Raw genomic sequence first — 17,481 nt, 5'->3', positions numbered from 1 at the left:
CCGCCGTTGATCACGCCTTAAGGAGAACACCATGCTGTTCCACGTCAAGATGACCGTGAACCTGCCGGTCGACATGAACCCCGAGCGCGCCGCCCAGCTCAAGGCCGACGAAAAGGCCCTGGCCCAGCGCCTGCAAGAGCAGGGCAAGTGGCGGCACCTGTGGCGCATCGCCGGGCTGTATGCCAACTACAGCGTGTTCGACGTCGACAGCGTGCAGGAACTGCACGATGTGCTGATGCAATTGCCGCTGTACCCCTACATGGCCATCGAAGTGAACGCGTTGTGCAGGCATCCTTCGTCGATTCATGCCGATGATCGCTGAGCCCGTGCCAGCCCGAGCCACACTCTAATAAATACAAGATGAGGAATAACCATGAACGTCCGGATTTCCCACACTGCCAGCGCCCAGAAGTTTCTCGAGGAAGCCAGCGGCCAGTTCAACGACCAGGGCAACCCGCGGGCCAAGGCGCTGATCTACCGCATCCTGCGTGACTCGGTGAACATCATCGAAGACCTCGACGTGACCCCGGAAGAATTCTGGAAGGCGGTCAACTACCTCAACGTGCTCGGCGCGCGCCAGGAAGCCGGTTTGCTGGTGGCCGGCCTGGGCCTGGAGCACTACCTCGACTTGCTGATGGACGCCGCCGACGAGCAGGCCGGCAAGACCGGCGGCACCCCGCGCACCATCGAAGGCCCGCTGTACGTAGCCGGCGCGCCGCTGAGCCAGGGCGAAGCGCGCCTCGACGACGGCGTCGACCCGGGCGTGACCCTGTTCATGCAGGGCCAGGTGCGCGACACCGCCGGCCAGCCGCTGGCCGGGGCCATTGTCGACGTCTGGCACGCCAACACCGGCGGCACCTATTCCTACTTCGACACCACCCAGTCGGCGTTCAATCTGCGCCGGCGGATCGTCACCGATGCCGAGGGCCGCTATCGCTTCCGCAGCATCGTGCCGTCGGGCTACGGCTGCCCGCCGGACGGTCCGACCCAGCAGTTGCTCGACCAACTGGGCCGCCACGGCCAGCGTCCGGCGCATATCCACTTCTTCATCTCGGCGGACGACCACCGCCACCTGACCACCCAGATCAACCTCGATGGCGACCAGTACCTGCACGACGATTTCGCCTACGCCACCCGCGACGAGCTGATCGCCAGGATCACCTTCAGCGAGGATCAGCAGCGCGCGGCGCAGTACGGCGTCAGCGGACGCTTCGCCGAGATCGAGTTCGACTTCACCCTGCAATCGTCCGCCCAGCCCGAGGAGCAGCAGCGCCACGAGCGGGTACGGGCGTTGGAGGCCTGAGCGGCGGCGGACCGGGAGTCCGGGCCACGGGATACCCCTGGTGTCTCGTGGTTTTTGCCGTTGTCAGGCAGGATGCTGTGCGTGATGGGCCAGCGGCGACGAAGATCGCCGTCCGATAATAAAAAACCAGAGTGACCCGCTTATGGAAACGCTTCTGTTGAGTGAGCGCAGCAGGGTATTCGCCCAGGCCGATCCCTACGCTGTGTCCGGTTACGTCAACCAGCATGTGGGCAGCCACTGCATCCGCCTGCCCAAGGCCGGCAGCCCCCAGGCCAGCCTCAATCACCGGCAGTTCGCCAGCCTCGATTTGTGTTCGATCAGCTACGGCGGCAGCGTGCGCGTCACCTCGCCGGCGCTGGAAACCATCTACCACCTGCAAGTGCTGCTGCGCGGCCACTGCCTGTGGCGCGGCCATGGCCAGGAGCATTACTTCGCCCCCGGCGAGCTGCTGCTGATCAACCCCGACGATCCGGTGGACCTGACCTATTCCGACGACTGCGAGAAATTCATCATCAAGATGCCCACCCGCCTGCTGGAGTCGGTGTGCCAGGAGCAGCGCTGGCTGTACCCGGGGCAGGGCGTGCGGTTTCTGGAAAACCGCTACCGGCTCGCTGAGCTGGAAGGCTTCATCCACCTCCTGAGCATGGTCTGTCGCGAAGCCGAGGCCGCCGAGCGCATGCCGCGGGTGCAGGAGCATTACGCGCAGATCGTGGTGAGCAAGATGCTCAGCCTGATGAAGACCAACGTGCGCCGCGCGGGGCTGGATTCGTCGTCGGCGACCTTCGAGGCGATCGCCGACTACATCGAGCGCAACCTCAAGCAGGACATCGGTTGCGAGCAACTGGCGCAGCAGGCGCAGATGAGTGTGCGTTCGCTGTACGGCCTGTTCGAGCGCAACGCCCGCACCACGCCCAAGACCTACATCCGCCAGAAGAAACTGGAGCGGGTCAACGCCTGCCTCAGCGACCCCTGCTGCAACGTGCGCAACGTCACCGAACTGGCCATGGACTTCGGCTTCCTGCACCTGGGGCGCTTCTCGGAAAGCTACCGCAAGCAGTTCGGCGAACTGCCGTCCGACACCCTCAAGCGCCGGCACTGAGCCTGCCCCACCGCGTTGCCCGCATCGCCAGCAAGCTGGCTCCTACAGGGGCCAGGGCGCCCTGCTTTTTGTAGCCGCTGCCGAGCTTGCGAGGCTGCGTACGCCTGCGCAGCAGGCGCAAAACCTGCGACTGCGTTCGTCCTGGATAAATACGTTGGCCCTGTTGCGACCGCTACGCGGTCGTACGCAGCCTCGCTAGAGCTCGGCAGCGGCTACAGGGTTACAGGCCCATCGCGCTACAGGCCCCTGCAGAAAACGGATAGCGGTCTGCACGCAACGGATATTTTCGCTGTACCGCCCGCCCTAGCATGGGGCTGCCTGAATAAAAACAATGGAGGCGGCGGCCATGTCCCTGCGACCCGAATACCTTCACTCACTGCTCGAAGAAGACCGTGACCGGGGCGTCTACCGCTGCAAGCGGGAGATGTTCACCGACCCGCGGTTGTTCGACCTGGAAATGCAGCACATCTTCGAGGGCAACTGGCTATACCTCGCCCATGAGAGCCAGATCCCCAACAAGAACGACTACTACACCACCACCATGGGCCGGCAGTCGATCTTCATCGCGCGCAACAAGGACGGCGAACTCAACGCCTTCCTCAACGCCTGCAGCCACCGCGGCGCCATGCTCTGCCGGCACAAGACCGGCAACAAATCGTCCTACACCTGCCCGTTCCACGGCTGGACCTTCAACAACTCCGGCAAGCTGCTCAAGGTCAAGGACCCGGCCGCCGCGGGCTACCCGTCGAGCTTCAACTGCGAAGGCTCCCACGACCTGACGAAAGTCGCGCGCTTCGAGTCCTACCGCGGCTTCCTGTTTGGCAGCCTCAACCCCGACGTGCTGCCGCTGGTGGAGCACCTGGGCGAGTCGGCGAAGATCATCGACATGATCGTCGACCAGTCCGCCGACGGCCTGGAAGTGCTGCGCGGCTCGTCCAGCTACATCTACGAAGGCAACTGGAAACTCACCGCCGAGAACGGCGCCGACGGCTACCACGTCAGCTCCGTGCACTGGAACTACGCCGCCACCCAGAGCCAGCGCAAGCAGCGCGAAGCCGGCGAAGAGATCAAGACCATGAGCGCCGGCAGCTGGGCCAAGCAGGGCGGCGGTTTCTACTCGTTCGACAAGGGCCACATGCTGCTCTGGACCCGTTGGGCCAACCCCGAGGACCGCCCGTTGTACGAGCGCCGCGACGAACTCGCCCGCGACTTCGGCCAGGCCCGCGCCGACTGGATGATCGAGAACTCGCGCAACCTGTGCCTGTACCCCAACGTCTACCTGATGGACCAGTTCAGCTCGCAGATCCGCATCGCCCGGCCGATCTCCGTGGACCGCACCGAAATCACCATCTACTGCATCGCGCCCAAGGGCGAGAGCGACGAAGCCCGGGCCATGCGCATCCGCCAGTACGAAGACTTCTTCAACGTCAGCGGCATGGCCACCCCGGACGACCTGGAGGAATTCCGTTCCTGCCAGATGGGCTACCAGGGCAGCGGCAGCGCCTGGAACGACATGTCCCGCGGCGCCGAACACTGGGTCGAGGGCGCGGACGACGCGGCCAGGGAAATCGACCTGCAACCGATCCTCAGCGGCGTGCGCACCGAAGACGAAGGCCTGTTCGTGATGCAACACAAGTACTGGCAAGAAACCATGCTTGAGGCCCTCGCCGCCGAAGTCGCGCGCAACATTCCCGTGGAGGCTGTGTGATGACCATTGCCTACGACACCGTGCGCGACTTCCTGTACCGCGAAGCGCGCTACCTGGACGACAAGGACTGGGACAGCTGGCTGGAGCTCTACGCCCCCGACGCGACCTTCTGGATGCCGTCCTGGGACGATAACGACACCCTTACCGAAGACCCGCAGCGCGAGATCTCGCTGATCTGGTACGGCAGCCGCTGCGGCCTGGAAGACCGGGTGTTCCGGATCAAGACCGAACGCTCCAGCGCGAGCATTCCCGACACCCGCACCTCGCACAACCTGAGCAACATCGAGCTACTGGAGCAGACCGACGGCCTGTGCCGGGTGCGCTTCAACTGGCACACCCTGAGCTTTCGCTACAAGACCGTCGACAGCTACTTCGGCACCAGCTTCTACACCCTCGATGTGCGCGGCGAGAACCCGCTGATCCTGGCCAAGAAAGTCATCCTGAAGAACGACTACGTTCGTCAGGTCGTCGATGTCTACCACCTCTGAGGCGACTGCCATGACTCATCAAATCGCACTCAATTTCGAAGACGGGGTGACCCGCTTCGTTGCCGCCAACGTCGGCGAAACCGTGGCCGACGCGGCCTACCGCCAGGGCATCAACATCCCCCTGGATTGCCGCGACGGCGCCTGCGGCACCTGCAAGTGCTTCGCCGAGGCCGGGCGCTACGACCTGGGCGAGGAATACATCGACGACGCATTGACCGCCGACGAAGCCGAGCAGGGTTTCGTGCTGACCTGCCAGATGCGCGCCCTGAGCGACTGCGTGGTGCGGGTGCCGGCGTCGTCCGATGTCTGCCGTACGGCCCAGGCCACGTTCGACGCTACCATCAGCGCGGTGCGCCAGCTGTCCGACAGCACCATCGCCTTGTCGATCAAGGGCGAGGCCCTGAGCAAGCTGGCGTTCCTGCCGGGGCAGTACGTCAACCTCGGCGTGCCCGGCAGCGAGCAGACCCGCGCCTATTCCTTCAGCTCGCTGCAACACGACGGCGAGGTCAGCTTCCTGATCCGCAACGTGCCGGGCGGCCTGATGAGCAGCTTCCTTACCGGCTTGGCCAAAGCCGGCGACCCGATGCGCCTGGCCGGGCCCCTGGGCAGCTTCTACCTGCGCGACATCCGCCGGCCGCTGTTGCTGCTGGCCGGCGGCACCGGGCTGGCGCCGTTCACCGCGATGCTGGAGAAGATCGCCGAGCAGGGCAGCGAGCATCCGCTGCATCTGATCTACGGGGTGACCAACGATTTCGACCTGGTGGAGATGGATCGCCTGCACGCCTTCGCCGCGCGCATTCCCCACTTCACCTTCAGTGCCTGCGTGGCCAACCCCGAGAGCGCGCATCCGCTCAAGGGCTACGTGACCCAGCATATCGAGCCCCGGCACCTGAACGACGGCGACGTGGACGTGTACCTGTGCGGCCCGCCGCCGATGGTCGAGGCGGTCAGCCAGTTCATCCGCGAGCAGGGCATCGCCCCGGCCAATTTCTACTACGAAAAATTCGCCGCCAGCGCGGCCTGAGGTCAACACCGCTCTTCTGTAGGAGCAGCCGGTCGACGCTCCTACAAGGGGATTGCGGTGGGGCATGGAGGTTTTGAGATGAACAGATTCCAGGAAAAAATCGCCCTGGTGACGGGCGCGGCGCAGGGTATCGGCCGGCGTGTGGCCGAGCGGCTGGCCGAGGAGGGCGCGCGGCTGGTGCTGGTGGACCGCTCCGAGCTGGTGTTCGAGTTGCAGGCCGAACTGGCACCGCGGTTCGAGGTGCTGGCACTGACCGCGGACCTTGAACAGTACGCCGAATGCAACCGGGTGATGGCCGCCGCCGTCGAGCGTTTCGGGCGCCTCGACGTGCTGGTCAACAACGTTGGCGGCACCCTTTGGGCCAAGCCGTTCGAGCACTACGAAGCGCAGCAGATCGAAGCCGAAGTACGCCGTTCGTTGTTCCCCACGTTGTGGTGCTGTCACGCGGCGTTGCCCTACATGCTGGAGCAGGGCCGCGGCGCGATCGTCAACGTCTCGTCCATCGCCACCCGCAGTATCAACCGCGTGCCCTACGGCGCTGCCAAGGGTGGGGTGAACGCCCTGACCGCCTGCCTGGCGTTCGAGACCGCCGGACGCGGGGTGCGGGTCAATGCCACCGCCCCTGGTGGCACCGAAGCGCCGCCGCGACGCATTCCGCGCAACAGCGCCGAGCAGAGCGCCGAGGAAAAGGTCTGGTACCAGCAGATCGTCGACCAGACCGTCGACAGCACCCTGATGAAGCGCTACGGCACCATCGACGAGCAGGCCGCGGCGATCCTGTTCCTGGCCTCCGACGACGCCTCCTACATCACCGGGCTGGTCATGCCGGTAGGCGGTGGCGACCAGGGTTGACCCCCTCGAACCGTCGAGCCGACAAACCCTGTAGGAGCGAGCTTGCTCGCGATCAGCCGACAGGCTTTGCGCTATCGCCATCGCGAGCAAGCTCGCTCCTACAGGCCAGTACCAACGCACATCCGGTTTCTCATAAAACAACAACAAGAGTCAGATGCCATGCGAAACATAGACAGCAATCAATTGATCGACGAGGCGCGGTTCAACGCCTTCCACTGGCGCGTGCTGTTCTGGTGCGCGTTGATCATCATCTTCGACGGCTACGACCTGGTGATCTACGGCGTGGTGCTGCCGGTGCTGATGCGCGAGTGGGGCCTGAGCCCGTTGCAGGCCGGGGCTCTGGGCAGCTATGCGCTGTTCGGCATGATGTTCGGCGCGCTGTTTTTCGGCTCGCTGTCGGACCGCATCGGGCGCAAGAAAGTCATCGCCCTCTGCGTGGTGCTGTTCAGCGGTTTCACCGTGCTCAACGGCTTCGCCGGCACGCCCACGCAGTTCGGCGTCTGCCGCTTTATCGCCGGTCTCGGCATCGGCGGGGTGATGCCCAACGTGGTGGCGCTGATGAACGAATACGCGCCGAAGAAAATCCGCAGCACCTTGGTGGCGATCATGTTCAGCGGCTACTCGGTGGGCGGCATGCTTTCCGCCGGCTTAGGCATTGTGCTGCTGCCGAATTTCGGCTGGCAGTCGGTGTTCTACGTGGCGGCGATCCCGTTGTTGCTGCTGCCGCTGATTCTCAAGTTCCTCCCCGAGTCGGTGGGCTTCATGCTGCGCCAGGGCCGGGAAGAGGAAGCGCGCCAGGTGCTGCAACACGTCGAGCCAGGGTTCGTGCCGCAGCCCGGCGACCGCTTCGTCAGCGCCGTGCCCAAGGCTGCCGGGGCGCCGCTGGTGCAGCTGTTCCGCGAAGGCCGGGCGCTGAGCACGCTGATGCTCTGGGTGGCGTTTTTCTGCTGCCTGCTGATGGTCTACGCGCTTAACTCCTGGTTGCCCAAGCTGATGGCCAGCGCCGGCTACGGCCTGGGGTCGAGCCTGATGTTCCTGCTGGTGCTGAACTTCGGGGCGATCTTCGGCGCGGTGGGCGGCGGCTGGATCGGCGACCGCCTGAAATTGCAGAAGGTGCTGGTGGTGTTCTTCGCCGTGGCTGCGTTGTCCATCAGCCTGCTCGGCTTCAAGAGCCCGACCGGGCTGCTCTACGGGCTGATCGCGATTGCCGGGGCGACCACCATCGGCACGCAGATCCTGGCCTATGCCTGCGTCGCCCAGTTCTACCCGATGGCGATCCGCTCCACGGGCCTTGGCTGGGCCTCGGGCGTGGGCCGCAGCGGGGCGATCGTCGGACCGCTGCTGGGCGGCGCGCTGGTGGCTATCGAGCTACCGTTGCACTACAACTTCATGGCGTTTGCGATTCCGGGGGCGGTGGCGGCGCTGGCGATGTGTTTCGTCTACCCGCGGCCGAGCAAGGCGCTGGCGCTCGGCCAGGCCAGTGCGCCGTCGCTGTAGCGACGGCCATGAGCGGCGCCGGCGCTTGAGCGACTCGCTCGGGGGCCGGCGTCGGCGGTCCAGTCAGGCCCCAGGGCTTCGGAGTGTGCATGCAGCAGTTGATCAGGGACTTTTCATTGTCGGCGCTGGTGGCCGGACTCATCGCCACGCTGATTTCCTACGCCGGGCCGCTGGTGATCGTCTTCCAGGCGGCCAAGGCCGCCGGTTTGCCCCAGGAGGTGTTGTCGTCCTGGGTCTGGGCGATTTCCATCGGCAGCGGGGTGCTGGGCATCGTCCTCAGTTTGCGTTTCAAGGTGCCGGTGGTGATCGCCTGGTCGGCCCCGGGCTCGGCGTTGCTGGTCGGCTTGCTGCCGGGTATCGGCCTGGACCAGGCGGTGGGCGCCTACCTGGTGGCCAGCGCGCTGATTTTGCTGATTGGCCTGTGCGGCATCTTCGACAAGATTATCGGCCGGCTGCCGCCGGCGATTTGCGCGGCGATGCTGGCGGGTATCCTGTTCAGTTTCGGCACCGGGCTGTTCCGTTCGATCCAGGACAAGCCGCTGCTGGTGGGGGCGATGTTCGCCACCTACCTATTGGGTAAACGCCTGGCGCCGCGTTATGCGGTCCTGGCGGTGCTGCTGGTGGGCTGTGCGATCTCCCTGCGAATGGGCGAGATCGACCGCTCGGCGCTGGTGATCGGCCTGGCCACGCCGCACTGGATCAGCCCGGCGTTCAGCTGGAGCGCGGTGCTCAATGTGGCGCTGCCGCTGGTGGTGGTGGCCCTGACCGGGCAATTCGTGCCGGGCATCGCCGTGCTGCGCAACGATGGCTACCCCACGCCGGCCAGCCCGATCCTCACCAGCAGCGCCTTGGCCAGCCTGCTGCTGGCGCCGTTCGGTTGCCATGGCCTGAACCTGGCGGCGATCACCGCGGCGATCTGCACTGGCCGCGAGGCCCACGAAGACTCGGGCAAGCGCTATGTGGCCGGGGTCATGGGCGGGGTGTTCTACCTGTTGCTGGGGATCTTCGGCGCGACCCTGGTCTCGCTGTTCAGCGCCTTCCCCCGGGCGCTGATCGCGGCCCTGGCGGGCCTGGCGTTGTTCGCTGCTATCGGCGGTGCCTTGAGCAGCGCCATGGCTGTGCCGCGGGATCGTGAAGCGGCGTTGATCACTTTCCTGGTGACGGCCTCGGGCATGTCGCTGTTCGGTTTGTCGGCGGCTTTCTGGGGGCTGCTGTTCGGCCTGGCGGCCCATGGCGTGCTCACCTGGCGGCGGCCGTCGGCGCAACTGGCGCCAGGCGAGGTGTCGGCCCAGGCACGCCGTTGACGGCCTGTATCGAAAACCTTGCACAGGCTCGGCGGGCGTCGGCTGCCCTGTCTGCCGGGGGGCGTCGACAAATGCCGTCGAAGCGCCCGGCGACTCCGCGCAAACCTGCGCGGTTTTCGATACAACCCTTACCCATTCTTTACCTTCGTGCGGTGCTGAATGTTGCGCAGGCACTGTCTGAAAGGCCGAGAACGAGGTGGTTCTCGTCCTGAAAGAGAGTGAAGTGATGATGTTGAATCGAGTGGCAAAAGCGGCGGCGCTGGTCGCCTTGTTATCGTCCCTGTCGGGTTGTTGGATGTTCTTTGCGCCGGGCGGCGGTGGCGGTCATGGTGGTAGCGGTGGCGGAGGCGGTGGCCAGCACGGCGGTTTTGGCGGCGGCGGTGGTCCGCGCTGAGCGCCATTGACCTGACTCTGTAGGAGCGAGCTCGCTCGCGAAACAATCCCCAGGGCGACGCGGGGCACCAGGCCCACCCTGTTGCCCCTGGCGCGAGCCATCGAGCGCCGACCGGCTGCCCCGACAGCGGGCGTACCGTGAATCCGGGGCCGGGCCCCCCAAGTCCTATACTCAACCCTGATGGGCGTGCGGTACCCGGTTGAAGCCTGTCCGGTCGCGGACGGGCGGCCGCGGTCGACGCCGTGCGAGGGTTGCCATCGTGTACCTGCGTGCGCTGCTCGTGGTGATGCTGCTGGTGCTGGCCGGATGCGCCGCGTCGCAGCGCGTCCGCGAGGCCGTGGCGCCGGTGGTGGTTTCGCCCAGCACCTGGCGCCAGGTGGACCGGGACCTCGTCCAGGCTTCGCAACAGGCGGTGTTGCAGGTCAAGGTCTTCGCCCGTGGCTCCATGGAGCATTGGCGGGTGCGGGTCTATGGGGTCACGGAAGAGACCTTTATCCCCTGGTTCAGCAGCTACTGGACCCAGGAATGGATGGCCATGAAAGTCAGCTGGTACAGCCTCAGCGCCGGCGACGAGAAGGATGAGGCGGCGACGCGCCTGGCGGCTTACCTGCAAGAGGAATATCGACAACAGGTGCTGGCGCCGGTGGCGGTGGAGATCGACCCGGACGCGATTCTCGCCCAGGCCACGGAATTTTATGTCGACCTGCTGGACAAGCAGACACAGGCCATCGCCCAGCGTTACCGCGTGCCTACTGAGCAACTGAACCAGCACCTCAACGGTATCCGGGCGATTCGCCTGGGGCCGCCGCCGGCCCGCGATGCGTCGCTGTACCAGGTGTTGCGCACGCGGCCGCTGAACAGCTTGCCGGCCTATTCGGCGCTGTACCAGCAGATCCACAGCGCGCCGGCGGGCACCGGGGAGGTATCGTCCCAGGCGGGGATTGTCTCGGTGGCCCGGCAAGCCAGCGAAAAGCTCGAAGCGCAGATGGCCGGCCGCGGCATTGCCGGCGCCGCTGCGGCGGTGGCGGGCAAGGTCGCCGGGGCGCTGATCTCCCTGGGCGCCGCGGGGTTTCGCGCGATCGCCCATGAAAGCGACCGCGCCGAGACCGAGGCGCAGATGCGCCAGAGCCTGGGCAAGGCGTTCGACCAGGCCTGGCTCACACTGCTGAACAACACTGGCAACGGGGTGATGGCCGGGACCTATTACCTGGCCGGGCAGATCGAGGGCGAGCTGGGCAAACGCGCCGCGCCGCAGGCCCCGAGCGAAGTCGCGCCACCCAATGTGGCGCCGCCGGAGGGCCCGTACCGGGTGCCGGAGCCTTGAGCGGCTCTGCCCTCGGCGCCCCCTGTACCTGTAGGAGCATGTGGGATGGGGGCAATACCTTGCATTGGGCGGATTTTTTATCGGACTGTCGATTAGCCGCCCGCCCAGGCGACTAGTTCACAGATCGGCCGGCCACGGTGCCGGTCGAGTCTTCCATTCACATCAAGCAGGAGCAGGACCATGTCCTATGTCGATGGTTGTGTGCTGGCGGTGCCTACCGCCAACCGTGAAGCGTTCAAGCAGCATGCCGAAGTCGCCGCGGCGGTGTTCAAGGCGTTCGGCGCCCTGAGCGTGGTCGATTGCTGGGGCGACGACGTGCCCGACGGCAAGCTGACCTCGTTCCCCATGGCGGTCAAGCTCAAGGCCGACGAGACCGTGGTGTTCACCTGGATCATCTGGCCGTCCCGCGAGATCCGCGACGCCGGCATGCAAAAAGCCATGGAAGACCCCCGGCTCCAACCCGACGCCTGCCCGATGCCGTTCGACGGCCAACGCATGATTTATGGCGGGTTCAAGATGCTGGTGAATGCCTGAGCGGGCGTGATGCTCATGGCGGGCCGATGCGTTTGCCGCTAGTGCGAGGCATCATCGCTTTCGGCTGGGGGGCTCGGACTGAGGGCGGCTACAGGTAGGCGTCCGCCACTCTCTGCAGCAGGGCTGCGTCGGTAGTGCTGTAGTTTATGCGCAGCCAGTGTTGGATCTGGCGGGTTCTTTTCATGCTTCGTTGTTGATTTGTCAGCGCTTTGTATTCTTCGCATTCTTCCAGTTCGGCGATCAGTTGTTCGAAGGAAACTTCGGGCAATTGATCGTAGTAATGCAGGTCTACCGCGCGGGCGCATTTGATGAGCAGGGTAATGAGCGTGGTGCCATCTTTAAGCGTCAGTTTGTCCGTCTTGAAGTCGGCAAGCAGCTGATTGACATCCAGATGATGGAGGTTGTTGTAGATCTCTGTTTTCCTGGACTTGAGGAAGTCTGTCGCGGTGCTGCTGATATTCGCCGTCGACTGGGCGTGCACGATCTTGTTGCGCCAGTGGCAGCTCAGTTCTGTAAGGATCAACCATTCCCGTTCTATCGCGGGAATGTCGGCCAGGACGCTGGAGACGCGTTCGGCCTTGGATGCTTTTGAACTGGCGTCATTGAAGTTGCCCAGGCCGTTGGGCCAGTGCTTGTCGCGGCACATGCCGCCCAGGTACTCGAAGAAACTTTCAACGGCATAAACGATGGCGGAACGAACAGCGAAACGACGGGCATTTCTCGAGCTGTTTTCAACGTTACCCGGCTTCCAGGTGATGTTCAGGCCGTCGGGTGTCACGGTACTGGCTGAAAGATGGGACAGGCCGACGACGATGGTGTTGATGCAATGAACACTGTTGCCGACTTCATCCAGAAAGACTCTTAGATGTTTGCTTTCTTGGGTAGACAACAAGGTATTGGTGGCAGTGTCGGGGCTCGAACCCGCATCTCCAGATTTAAAATGACTTTTAGTTTCCGGTGTCTTGACCAATTAGACGATGCTGCCTTGCTTGTTGGTTGGCTTGATAACGCGCCGGGCATCCTAAGGGGTATCGACAATGTGTCGCAACGGATTTTTATAGCAAAAAGCCATGATTTATCGATTGACGTTCCGTGCCTCGGGTTCAGGCGGAGATTGGCAAGGAAAGGGCGGACCACAGGCTGGCCCGCTCTTGTTCATTGCCCCGTGCGCTGACGGTATTCGGTGGTGGTCATGCCGGCGTAACCCCAATTGTCGGTGTCGACTTCCTCGATGACGATATGGGTCAGTTCCGGGGCTTTGTTCAGCACCCGTTGCAGGGTGTCGGTGATCTCGCGGATCACCTGGGCTTTCTGTTCGCGGGTGACGCCGTCGCGGGTGATGCGGACGTTGACGAAAGGCATGGCTGTACTCCTTGAGGAAGAGGGGGGTGCAAGGGACGGGAGGCACGCGGGCCTCCCGTCGGGTTTACCAGGTGCCGCTGCTCATGCCGCCGTCCACCGGCAGCACTGCGCCGGTGGTGAAGCCGGCGCTGGACAAGTAAAGCACCGCGTCGGCGATTTCCTCGGTGCGTCCCAGCCGGCCGGCCGGTTGCAGGCCGTTGAGGAAGTCGCGGTGCGCCGGGTCGTGCATCGGCGTGTCGATGATCCCGGGCGCTACCGCGTTGACCTGGATATTGAACGGCGACAGTTCCAGGGCCAGGGCGCGGGTCATCTGGTTGACGCCGCCCTTGATCAACACCGGCAAGGCCGCCGGCACCGCCAGGTTCGGTTGCAGCGCGACGCTGGCGCTGATGTTGACGATGTGGCCCTGGCGCCGCTCGATCATGTGCCGCGCGGCGGCCTGGGACATGTAGACCACGCCCTTGAGGTTGGTTGCCAGCAGGCTTTCCAGCTCCTCGGCGCTGTAGTCGATAAACGGCTTGGGCAGGAAGAAACCGGCGTTGTTGACCAGCACATCGACCTGGCCGAAACGGGCCACGGCGCGCTCGACCATTTGCGTGGCGGTGCTCGGGTCGGCGACGTCGCCGACCACGCCGAGAAAACGCTCGGGCTGGCCCAGGGTGGCCGCGGCGGCGTCCAGCCCGGCCTGGGAGCGGGCGTTGCCGACCACGTTGTAGCCGCGGTCCAGGTAAGCCTGGGCCAGGCCGAGGCCGATGCCGCTGGAGGCGCCGGTGACGATGACGGTACGGGGAGTGCTCATGGCGATAATCCTGTGGTGAAAGAGAGGGTTCAGCGCTGTTGGGCAGGACTATATTTGTGTGCCGGATGCTGATAAATAGCGCTTCTGGCATTTCACTTGATACGTGGTGTAACGAATGAGTCGGCAATTCGACGATGTGCTGCTGGGCAGCATCGAGCTGTTCTGCCTGGCGGCGGAGGTCGGCAGTTTTACCGGCGCGGCGCTGGCGGCCGGAGTCACCCCGGCGGCGGTCAGCCGTTCGGTGTCGCGCCTGGAGGCGCGGCTCGGCGTGCGTCTGTTCGTGCGGACCACCCGCAGCATTCGCCTGACCGACGGCGGGCGCGACTATCACCAGCAATGCCGCGGGGCGCTGAACCAGATGCTCGACGCCGAACGCCAGTTGACCGGGCAACAAGTGGCGCCTTCCGGGACCCTGCGCATCAGCCTGCCGACCACCTACGGCCACCTGCGGATTTTGCCGCTGCTGCCGGCGTTTCGCCGGCGTTACCCCCAGGTGCGGGTGGAGATCAACCTGAGCAACCGCAATATCGATTTCGTCGAAGGCGGCTACGACATGGCGATCCGGGTGCGTGCGCAAGCGGATTCCGGGCTGACGGCGCGGTTGCTGGAGGATGCCGCGCTGGTGGTGTTCGCCGCCCCGGATTACCTGGCGCGGGCCGGCACGCCGCAACGGCTCGACGACCTGGCGCAGCACGAGTGCATCCAGTTCGAGCTGCCCAGCAGCGGCCGGCGGATTCCCTGGCTGTTCAACGGCCCCGACGGCCCCTGCGAGGTGCTGGCCGAGAGTGCCTACGTGTGTTCCGAAGACTTGCAGGGCGGCGTGACCCTGGCCAGGCACGGCGCCGGTCTGTTCCAGACCTACCGCTTCATGGTCGAGCGCGAACTGGCCGAGGGTTCCCTGGTGGAAGTGCTCACGCCGTATGCCGGGCGTTCCCGGCCCTTCAGCCTGCTGTACCCCCACGGCCGCCACGTACCGCTGCGCTTGCGCGCGTTTATCGATTTCCTGCTGGAGCAGCAGAAGGGCTGGCAGGGCTGAACGCCCACATCGCCGGCAAACCTGGCGCCCACACCGACTGCGTCAGCCGCAACGCCACCTGGCCTGTAGGAGCGAGCTTGCTCGCGATGGCGTCCGGCCTGACACCCCGCGACGCCCGCATCGCCGGCACGCCCGGCTTTGCTGTAACCCCACCCAGCCTGGAAACCGCTCTTCAGGGCGTGCCGAACATCGCGGTCCAGTAGATGCCGGCGTCGCTTTTCGGGTCGACCGCGTAGGCCGCGCCGAGCTCGCGGTACTGCGGGTTCATCAGGTTGGCGCAATGGCCGGGGCTGGCCAGCCAGCCGTCGACCACCTTGCGCACGCTGTCCTGCCCGGCGGCGATGTTCTCGCCGATCTGCTGGCCGGCGTAACCGGCCAGCTCGGCGCGGTCGCCGGGGGGGCGGCCGTCGCGGTCCTTGTGGTCGAAGAAATTGTTGTTGGCCATGTCCCGGGTATGCTCCAGGGCCGCGTTGGCCAGGGTGGCGTTCCAGGCCAGCGGCGTGGTGGCGGCGAACGCCTGGGCGCCGCATTGGCGCGGCTGGGCGCGGGCGTTGTTGAGGCTTTCCAGGAGTTTCTGGCCTTCGGCCTGCCAGTCGCCGAGGCGCGCGGCCAGCAGCGGCCGGGCGAGGACGATGCGCCACTCCTGGCCGGTGCGGCTGACGCCGATATCGACGAACTGCGGGTCCAGCACCACCTGGCAGAAACTTTCCTGCACCGCCTTCATGGCCGCTTGCGCGTCGCGCGGCCCGGACAGGCTGATGGCTTGCACGTTGACCATCGGGTAGGCGGTGCCGGCCAGGGCCTGTTGCAGGTTGCCGATGCTGTTGGCCGGCAGCACCAGGCGCGGGTCGGCGGCCAGCGGCGGCAGTTCCTGGGACGCCTGCCCGGCGCAGCGCTGGGCCTGGCTGCGGTAGCTGTTGATCGACTCCACCAGTTGCGTCTCGTCGCTCGCCACGGCGGCCGTGGCGAAGGTCAGGCCCAGCGACAATAGGGTCAGCGGCAGGGCGGGTAGTAGGCGGCGCATGGCGGTCTCCCTTGAGCGAATGGCGCCCATGATGCGCGATTTCGCCCCGCTCGAGGCAAGGTCTTTTTAGCGCCGCCGGGCACATTTCATCAGGGCATGGGCGGTTGGCCGCGGCCAACTACACTCAACGCCAGTCGCTGCCGGCGCTGTCTGCCGGCGCGGCGGCATGGGCCCGGGCCGGGCGTGCGGCAGAGGTGTGCAGATGCGCCCGACAACGATTGCCAGCAGTCTTGTAATCCTTGTGTACGTGGGGCTGGCGAGTACCGCGGAACCCGTGGCGGACCCCGCGGCGGCCGTCGACAAGGCCCAGGTCCTGGAGCGCAAGGCCGCGGACCAGCAACAGGCGCCGCGCGACGAAACCCTCACCCCGACCGAAGTCCAGGCGGTGGACCCGGCGGGCGCCGCGCCGCTGGACGATGCCATCACCTGCCTGGCGCGTTCCATCTATTGGGAAGCCAAGGGCGGGGCGAGCGCCGACATGGAGGCGGTGGCCAGCGTGGTGCTCAACCGGGTCGGGCATCCGGGGTTTCCCGATACCGTGTGCGGCGTGGTCAAGCAAGGTTCGCAACAGCATGCCTGCCAGTTTTCCTGGTGGTGCGACGGGCGCGCGGACCAGGTGCAGGAGGAGGAGCCCTATGCCGCGGCCAAGGAAATCGCGCGCAAGGCGCTGAACCAGCAGCTTGCCGATCGCAGCCATGGCGCCCTGTATTTTCACGACCGGCACGTGAGTCCCGACTGGGCCAGGGAATACCGCAAGACCGCCGAGACCGGGAAGTTCCTGTTCTACAAACCCCGCGATGGCGACGCCCGTTAGCCCGCCCACCGCCAGCCCCCTGCAGGCGCGCAGATTGCTCGCGATGGCGTCCCGCCAGGCGGCAAGCCTGGCTCCGAAAGAAGACGAGCGCGGCTACGGCCTCGGGGCGGCGACGGGTTATCATGCCCGGCCTGCCGCCAACGCCTGATGTCCAGGCGCGCCTTCACCCCGGAGCCCACCGCGCAATGCCCCTCTTCAGCCACTACCAGACCCCGTGCCCGGAGGTCGTCAACAGCCAGATCCTGCAGATGGTGGTCGACTACCTGAGCGACATCAGCGCCGTGGCGCTGCCGCCCAGCAACCCGCTGTACAACCTCTATCAGTACGCCATCGGCTATGAAGTGCACCTGTATCTGCAGGCGCTGGACGGCACCCGGGGGATTGCCGTGGAACTGTTGGTGGCCTGCGATGACGACGACCCGCAGCAGGTGCTGGGTTTCCTGCTGTACCTGCCGGTCAAGGACGACCCCGAGGCGTGCGGCGTGGCCTATATGGCGGTGCATGCCGGCCATCGGCGCCGCGGGATCGGCCGGTCGCTGCTGGCGCGGATGCGCGAGCGTTACCCCCATGCCGAGCTGACCTGCGCGGCGGGCAAGGTGCCCTGGTTCGAGGCGCTGGGCTTCCAGGTCCTGGGCACGCGCGGCCCGCAGGTGCTGATGAACACCCGCGACCACGCCACCGACGGCTTGATGGGCCTGCTGGACGCGGCCCCGATCTATCGCTCGCTGGAGGTGCAACAGATTCACAGCTATCTGCTGCAAAAGCATGGCAAGCGGGCGATGCTCGACGCCGAAAAGCAGCGCGACCGCCATCTCGACCAATTGACGCGCCAGGCCCAGGCGCTGGTCCGTGAACGCCTGGGGCAAACGCACCCTTGAACCGGCGTGCCGGCGGCACCCGCCGCCGACCGTTATCGCGG

At 65.5% G+C, this 17,481-nt stretch carries 18 protein-coding genes; 14 read left to right on the top strand and 4 right to left on the bottom strand.

Annotation, left to right across the window (positions count from 1 at the left end):
* Positions 1 to 31 precede the first annotated feature (31 nt).
* The 11 genes from catC (at position 32) to BTN82_RS19270 (ending at position 11,527) form a co-directional block, all read left to right on the top strand.
* Complete coding sequence (gene catC / locus BTN82_RS19320) at positions 32 to 322, top strand: muconolactone Delta-isomerase (RefSeq protein ID WP_075120706.1); 291 nt, start codon at positions 32 to 34, stop codon at positions 320 to 322.
* A 51-nt stretch (positions 323 to 373) separates the two neighbouring features.
* The gene (gene catA / locus BTN82_RS19315; protein ID WP_075120705.1) at positions 374 to 1,303 is read left to right on the top strand and encodes a catechol 1,2-dioxygenase; all 930 of its coding nucleotides are present in this window, start codon (positions 374 to 376) and stop codon (positions 1,301 to 1,303) included.
* 142 nt (positions 1,304 to 1,445) lie between these two features.
* Positions 1,446 to 2,402, top strand: coding sequence for an AraC family transcriptional regulator (locus BTN82_RS19310; protein ID WP_075120704.1), 957 nt, complete (start codon positions 1,446 to 1,448; stop codon positions 2,400 to 2,402).
* 346 nt (positions 2,403 to 2,748) lie between these two features.
* A complete protein-coding gene (benA, locus tag BTN82_RS19305; RefSeq protein ID WP_075120860.1) occupies positions 2,749 to 4,110 on the top strand; it encodes a benzoate 1,2-dioxygenase large subunit in 1,362 nt (453 codons plus the stop codon).
* A complete protein-coding gene (benB, locus tag BTN82_RS19300) occupies positions 4,110 to 4,598 on the top strand; it encodes a benzoate 1,2-dioxygenase small subunit (RefSeq protein WP_075120703.1) in 489 nt (162 codons plus the stop codon). The genes benA and benB overlap by 1 nt, the downstream gene beginning before the upstream one ends.
* A gap of 10 nt (positions 4,599 to 4,608) precedes the next feature.
* A complete protein-coding gene (benC, locus tag BTN82_RS19295) occupies positions 4,609 to 5,622 on the top strand; it encodes a benzoate 1,2-dioxygenase electron transfer component BenC (RefSeq protein WP_075120702.1) in 1,014 nt (337 codons plus the stop codon).
* A 78-nt stretch (positions 5,623 to 5,700) separates the two neighbouring features.
* Positions 5,701 to 6,474: a 1,6-dihydroxycyclohexa-2,4-diene-1-carboxylate dehydrogenase gene (locus BTN82_RS19290; RefSeq protein ID WP_075120701.1), complete on the top strand. Its 774-nt coding sequence runs from the start codon at positions 5,701 to 5,703 to the stop codon at positions 6,472 to 6,474.
* Positions 6,475 to 6,633: 159 nt separating this feature from the next.
* Positions 6,634 to 7,971 carry an MFS transporter gene (locus BTN82_RS19285; RefSeq protein WP_075120700.1) on the top strand — a complete coding sequence of 446 codons (1,338 nt, stop codon included), beginning with the start codon at positions 6,634 to 6,636 and terminating at the stop codon, positions 7,969 to 7,971.
* Positions 7,972 to 8,060: 89 nt separating this feature from the next.
* A complete protein-coding gene (locus BTN82_RS19280) occupies positions 8,061 to 9,275 on the top strand; it encodes a benzoate/H(+) symporter BenE family transporter (RefSeq protein ID WP_075120699.1) in 1,215 nt (404 codons plus the stop codon).
* 653 nt (positions 9,276 to 9,928) lie between these two features.
* Positions 9,929 to 10,993, top strand: coding sequence for a hypothetical protein (locus BTN82_RS19275; protein WP_075120698.1), 1,065 nt, complete (start codon positions 9,929 to 9,931; stop codon positions 10,991 to 10,993).
* A 180-nt stretch (positions 10,994 to 11,173) separates the two neighbouring features.
* On the top strand, positions 11,174 to 11,527 hold the full coding sequence (locus BTN82_RS19270; RefSeq protein ID WP_075120697.1) for a DUF1428 domain-containing protein: 354 nt from the start codon (positions 11,174 to 11,176) through the stop codon (positions 11,525 to 11,527).
* An 88-nt stretch (positions 11,528 to 11,615) separates the two neighbouring features.
* Here BTN82_RS19270 and BTN82_RS19265 read toward each other — a convergent pair whose 3' ends face one another.
* The 3 genes from BTN82_RS19265 to BTN82_RS19255 all read right to left on the bottom strand — a co-directional run bounded on the left by BTN82_RS19265 (position 11,616) and on the right by BTN82_RS19255 (position 13,688).
* Complete coding sequence (locus BTN82_RS19265) at positions 11,616 to 12,497, bottom strand: hypothetical protein (protein ID WP_222610218.1); 882 nt, start codon at positions 12,495 to 12,497, stop codon at positions 11,616 to 11,618.
* 185 nt (positions 12,498 to 12,682) lie between these two features.
* Positions 12,683 to 12,889: a tautomerase family protein gene (locus BTN82_RS19260; RefSeq protein ID WP_075120696.1), complete on the bottom strand. Its 207-nt coding sequence runs from the start codon at positions 12,887 to 12,889 to the stop codon at positions 12,683 to 12,685.
* 64 nt (positions 12,890 to 12,953) lie between these two features.
* Positions 12,954 to 13,688: an SDR family NAD(P)-dependent oxidoreductase gene (locus BTN82_RS19255; RefSeq protein ID WP_075120695.1), complete on the bottom strand. Its 735-nt coding sequence runs from the start codon at positions 13,686 to 13,688 to the stop codon at positions 12,954 to 12,956.
* A 115-nt stretch (positions 13,689 to 13,803) separates the two neighbouring features.
* On the opposite strand from BTN82_RS19255, the gene BTN82_RS19250 reads away from it, so the two are divergent.
* Positions 13,804 to 14,724: a LysR family transcriptional regulator gene (locus BTN82_RS19250; protein WP_075120694.1), complete on the top strand. Its 921-nt coding sequence runs from the start codon at positions 13,804 to 13,806 to the stop codon at positions 14,722 to 14,724.
* Between the two features lie 172 nt (positions 14,725 to 14,896).
* Here the strand turns inward: BTN82_RS19250 and BTN82_RS19245 are convergent, their stop codons facing one another.
* The gene (locus BTN82_RS19245; RefSeq protein WP_075120693.1) at positions 14,897 to 15,748 is read right to left on the bottom strand and encodes a CAP domain-containing protein; all 852 of its coding nucleotides are present in this window, start codon (positions 15,746 to 15,748) and stop codon (positions 14,897 to 14,899) included.
* Positions 15,749 to 15,950: 202 nt separating this feature from the next.
* On the opposite strand from BTN82_RS19245, the gene BTN82_RS19240 reads away from it, so the two are divergent.
* Together BTN82_RS19240 and BTN82_RS19235 are read left to right on the top strand one after the other, a co-directional pair.
* Positions 15,951 to 16,562 carry a cell wall hydrolase gene (locus BTN82_RS19240; protein WP_075120692.1) on the top strand — a complete coding sequence of 204 codons (612 nt, stop codon included), beginning with the start codon at positions 15,951 to 15,953 and terminating at the stop codon, positions 16,560 to 16,562.
* A gap of 185 nt (positions 16,563 to 16,747) precedes the next feature.
* Complete coding sequence (locus BTN82_RS19235; RefSeq protein ID WP_075120691.1) at positions 16,748 to 17,440, top strand: GNAT family N-acetyltransferase; 693 nt, start codon at positions 16,748 to 16,750, stop codon at positions 17,438 to 17,440.
* The last annotated feature ends 41 nt before the right edge of the window (positions 17,441 to 17,481 follow it).

The organism is Pseudomonas chlororaphis, from assembly GCF_001921865.1.
Lineage (GTDB): Bacteria > Pseudomonadota > Gammaproteobacteria > Pseudomonadales > Pseudomonadaceae > Aquipseudomonas > Aquipseudomonas chlororaphis_D.
The sequence above is the reverse complement of the archived record's forward strand: the minus strand, read 5'-3'. Positions and strand labels throughout refer to the sequence as shown.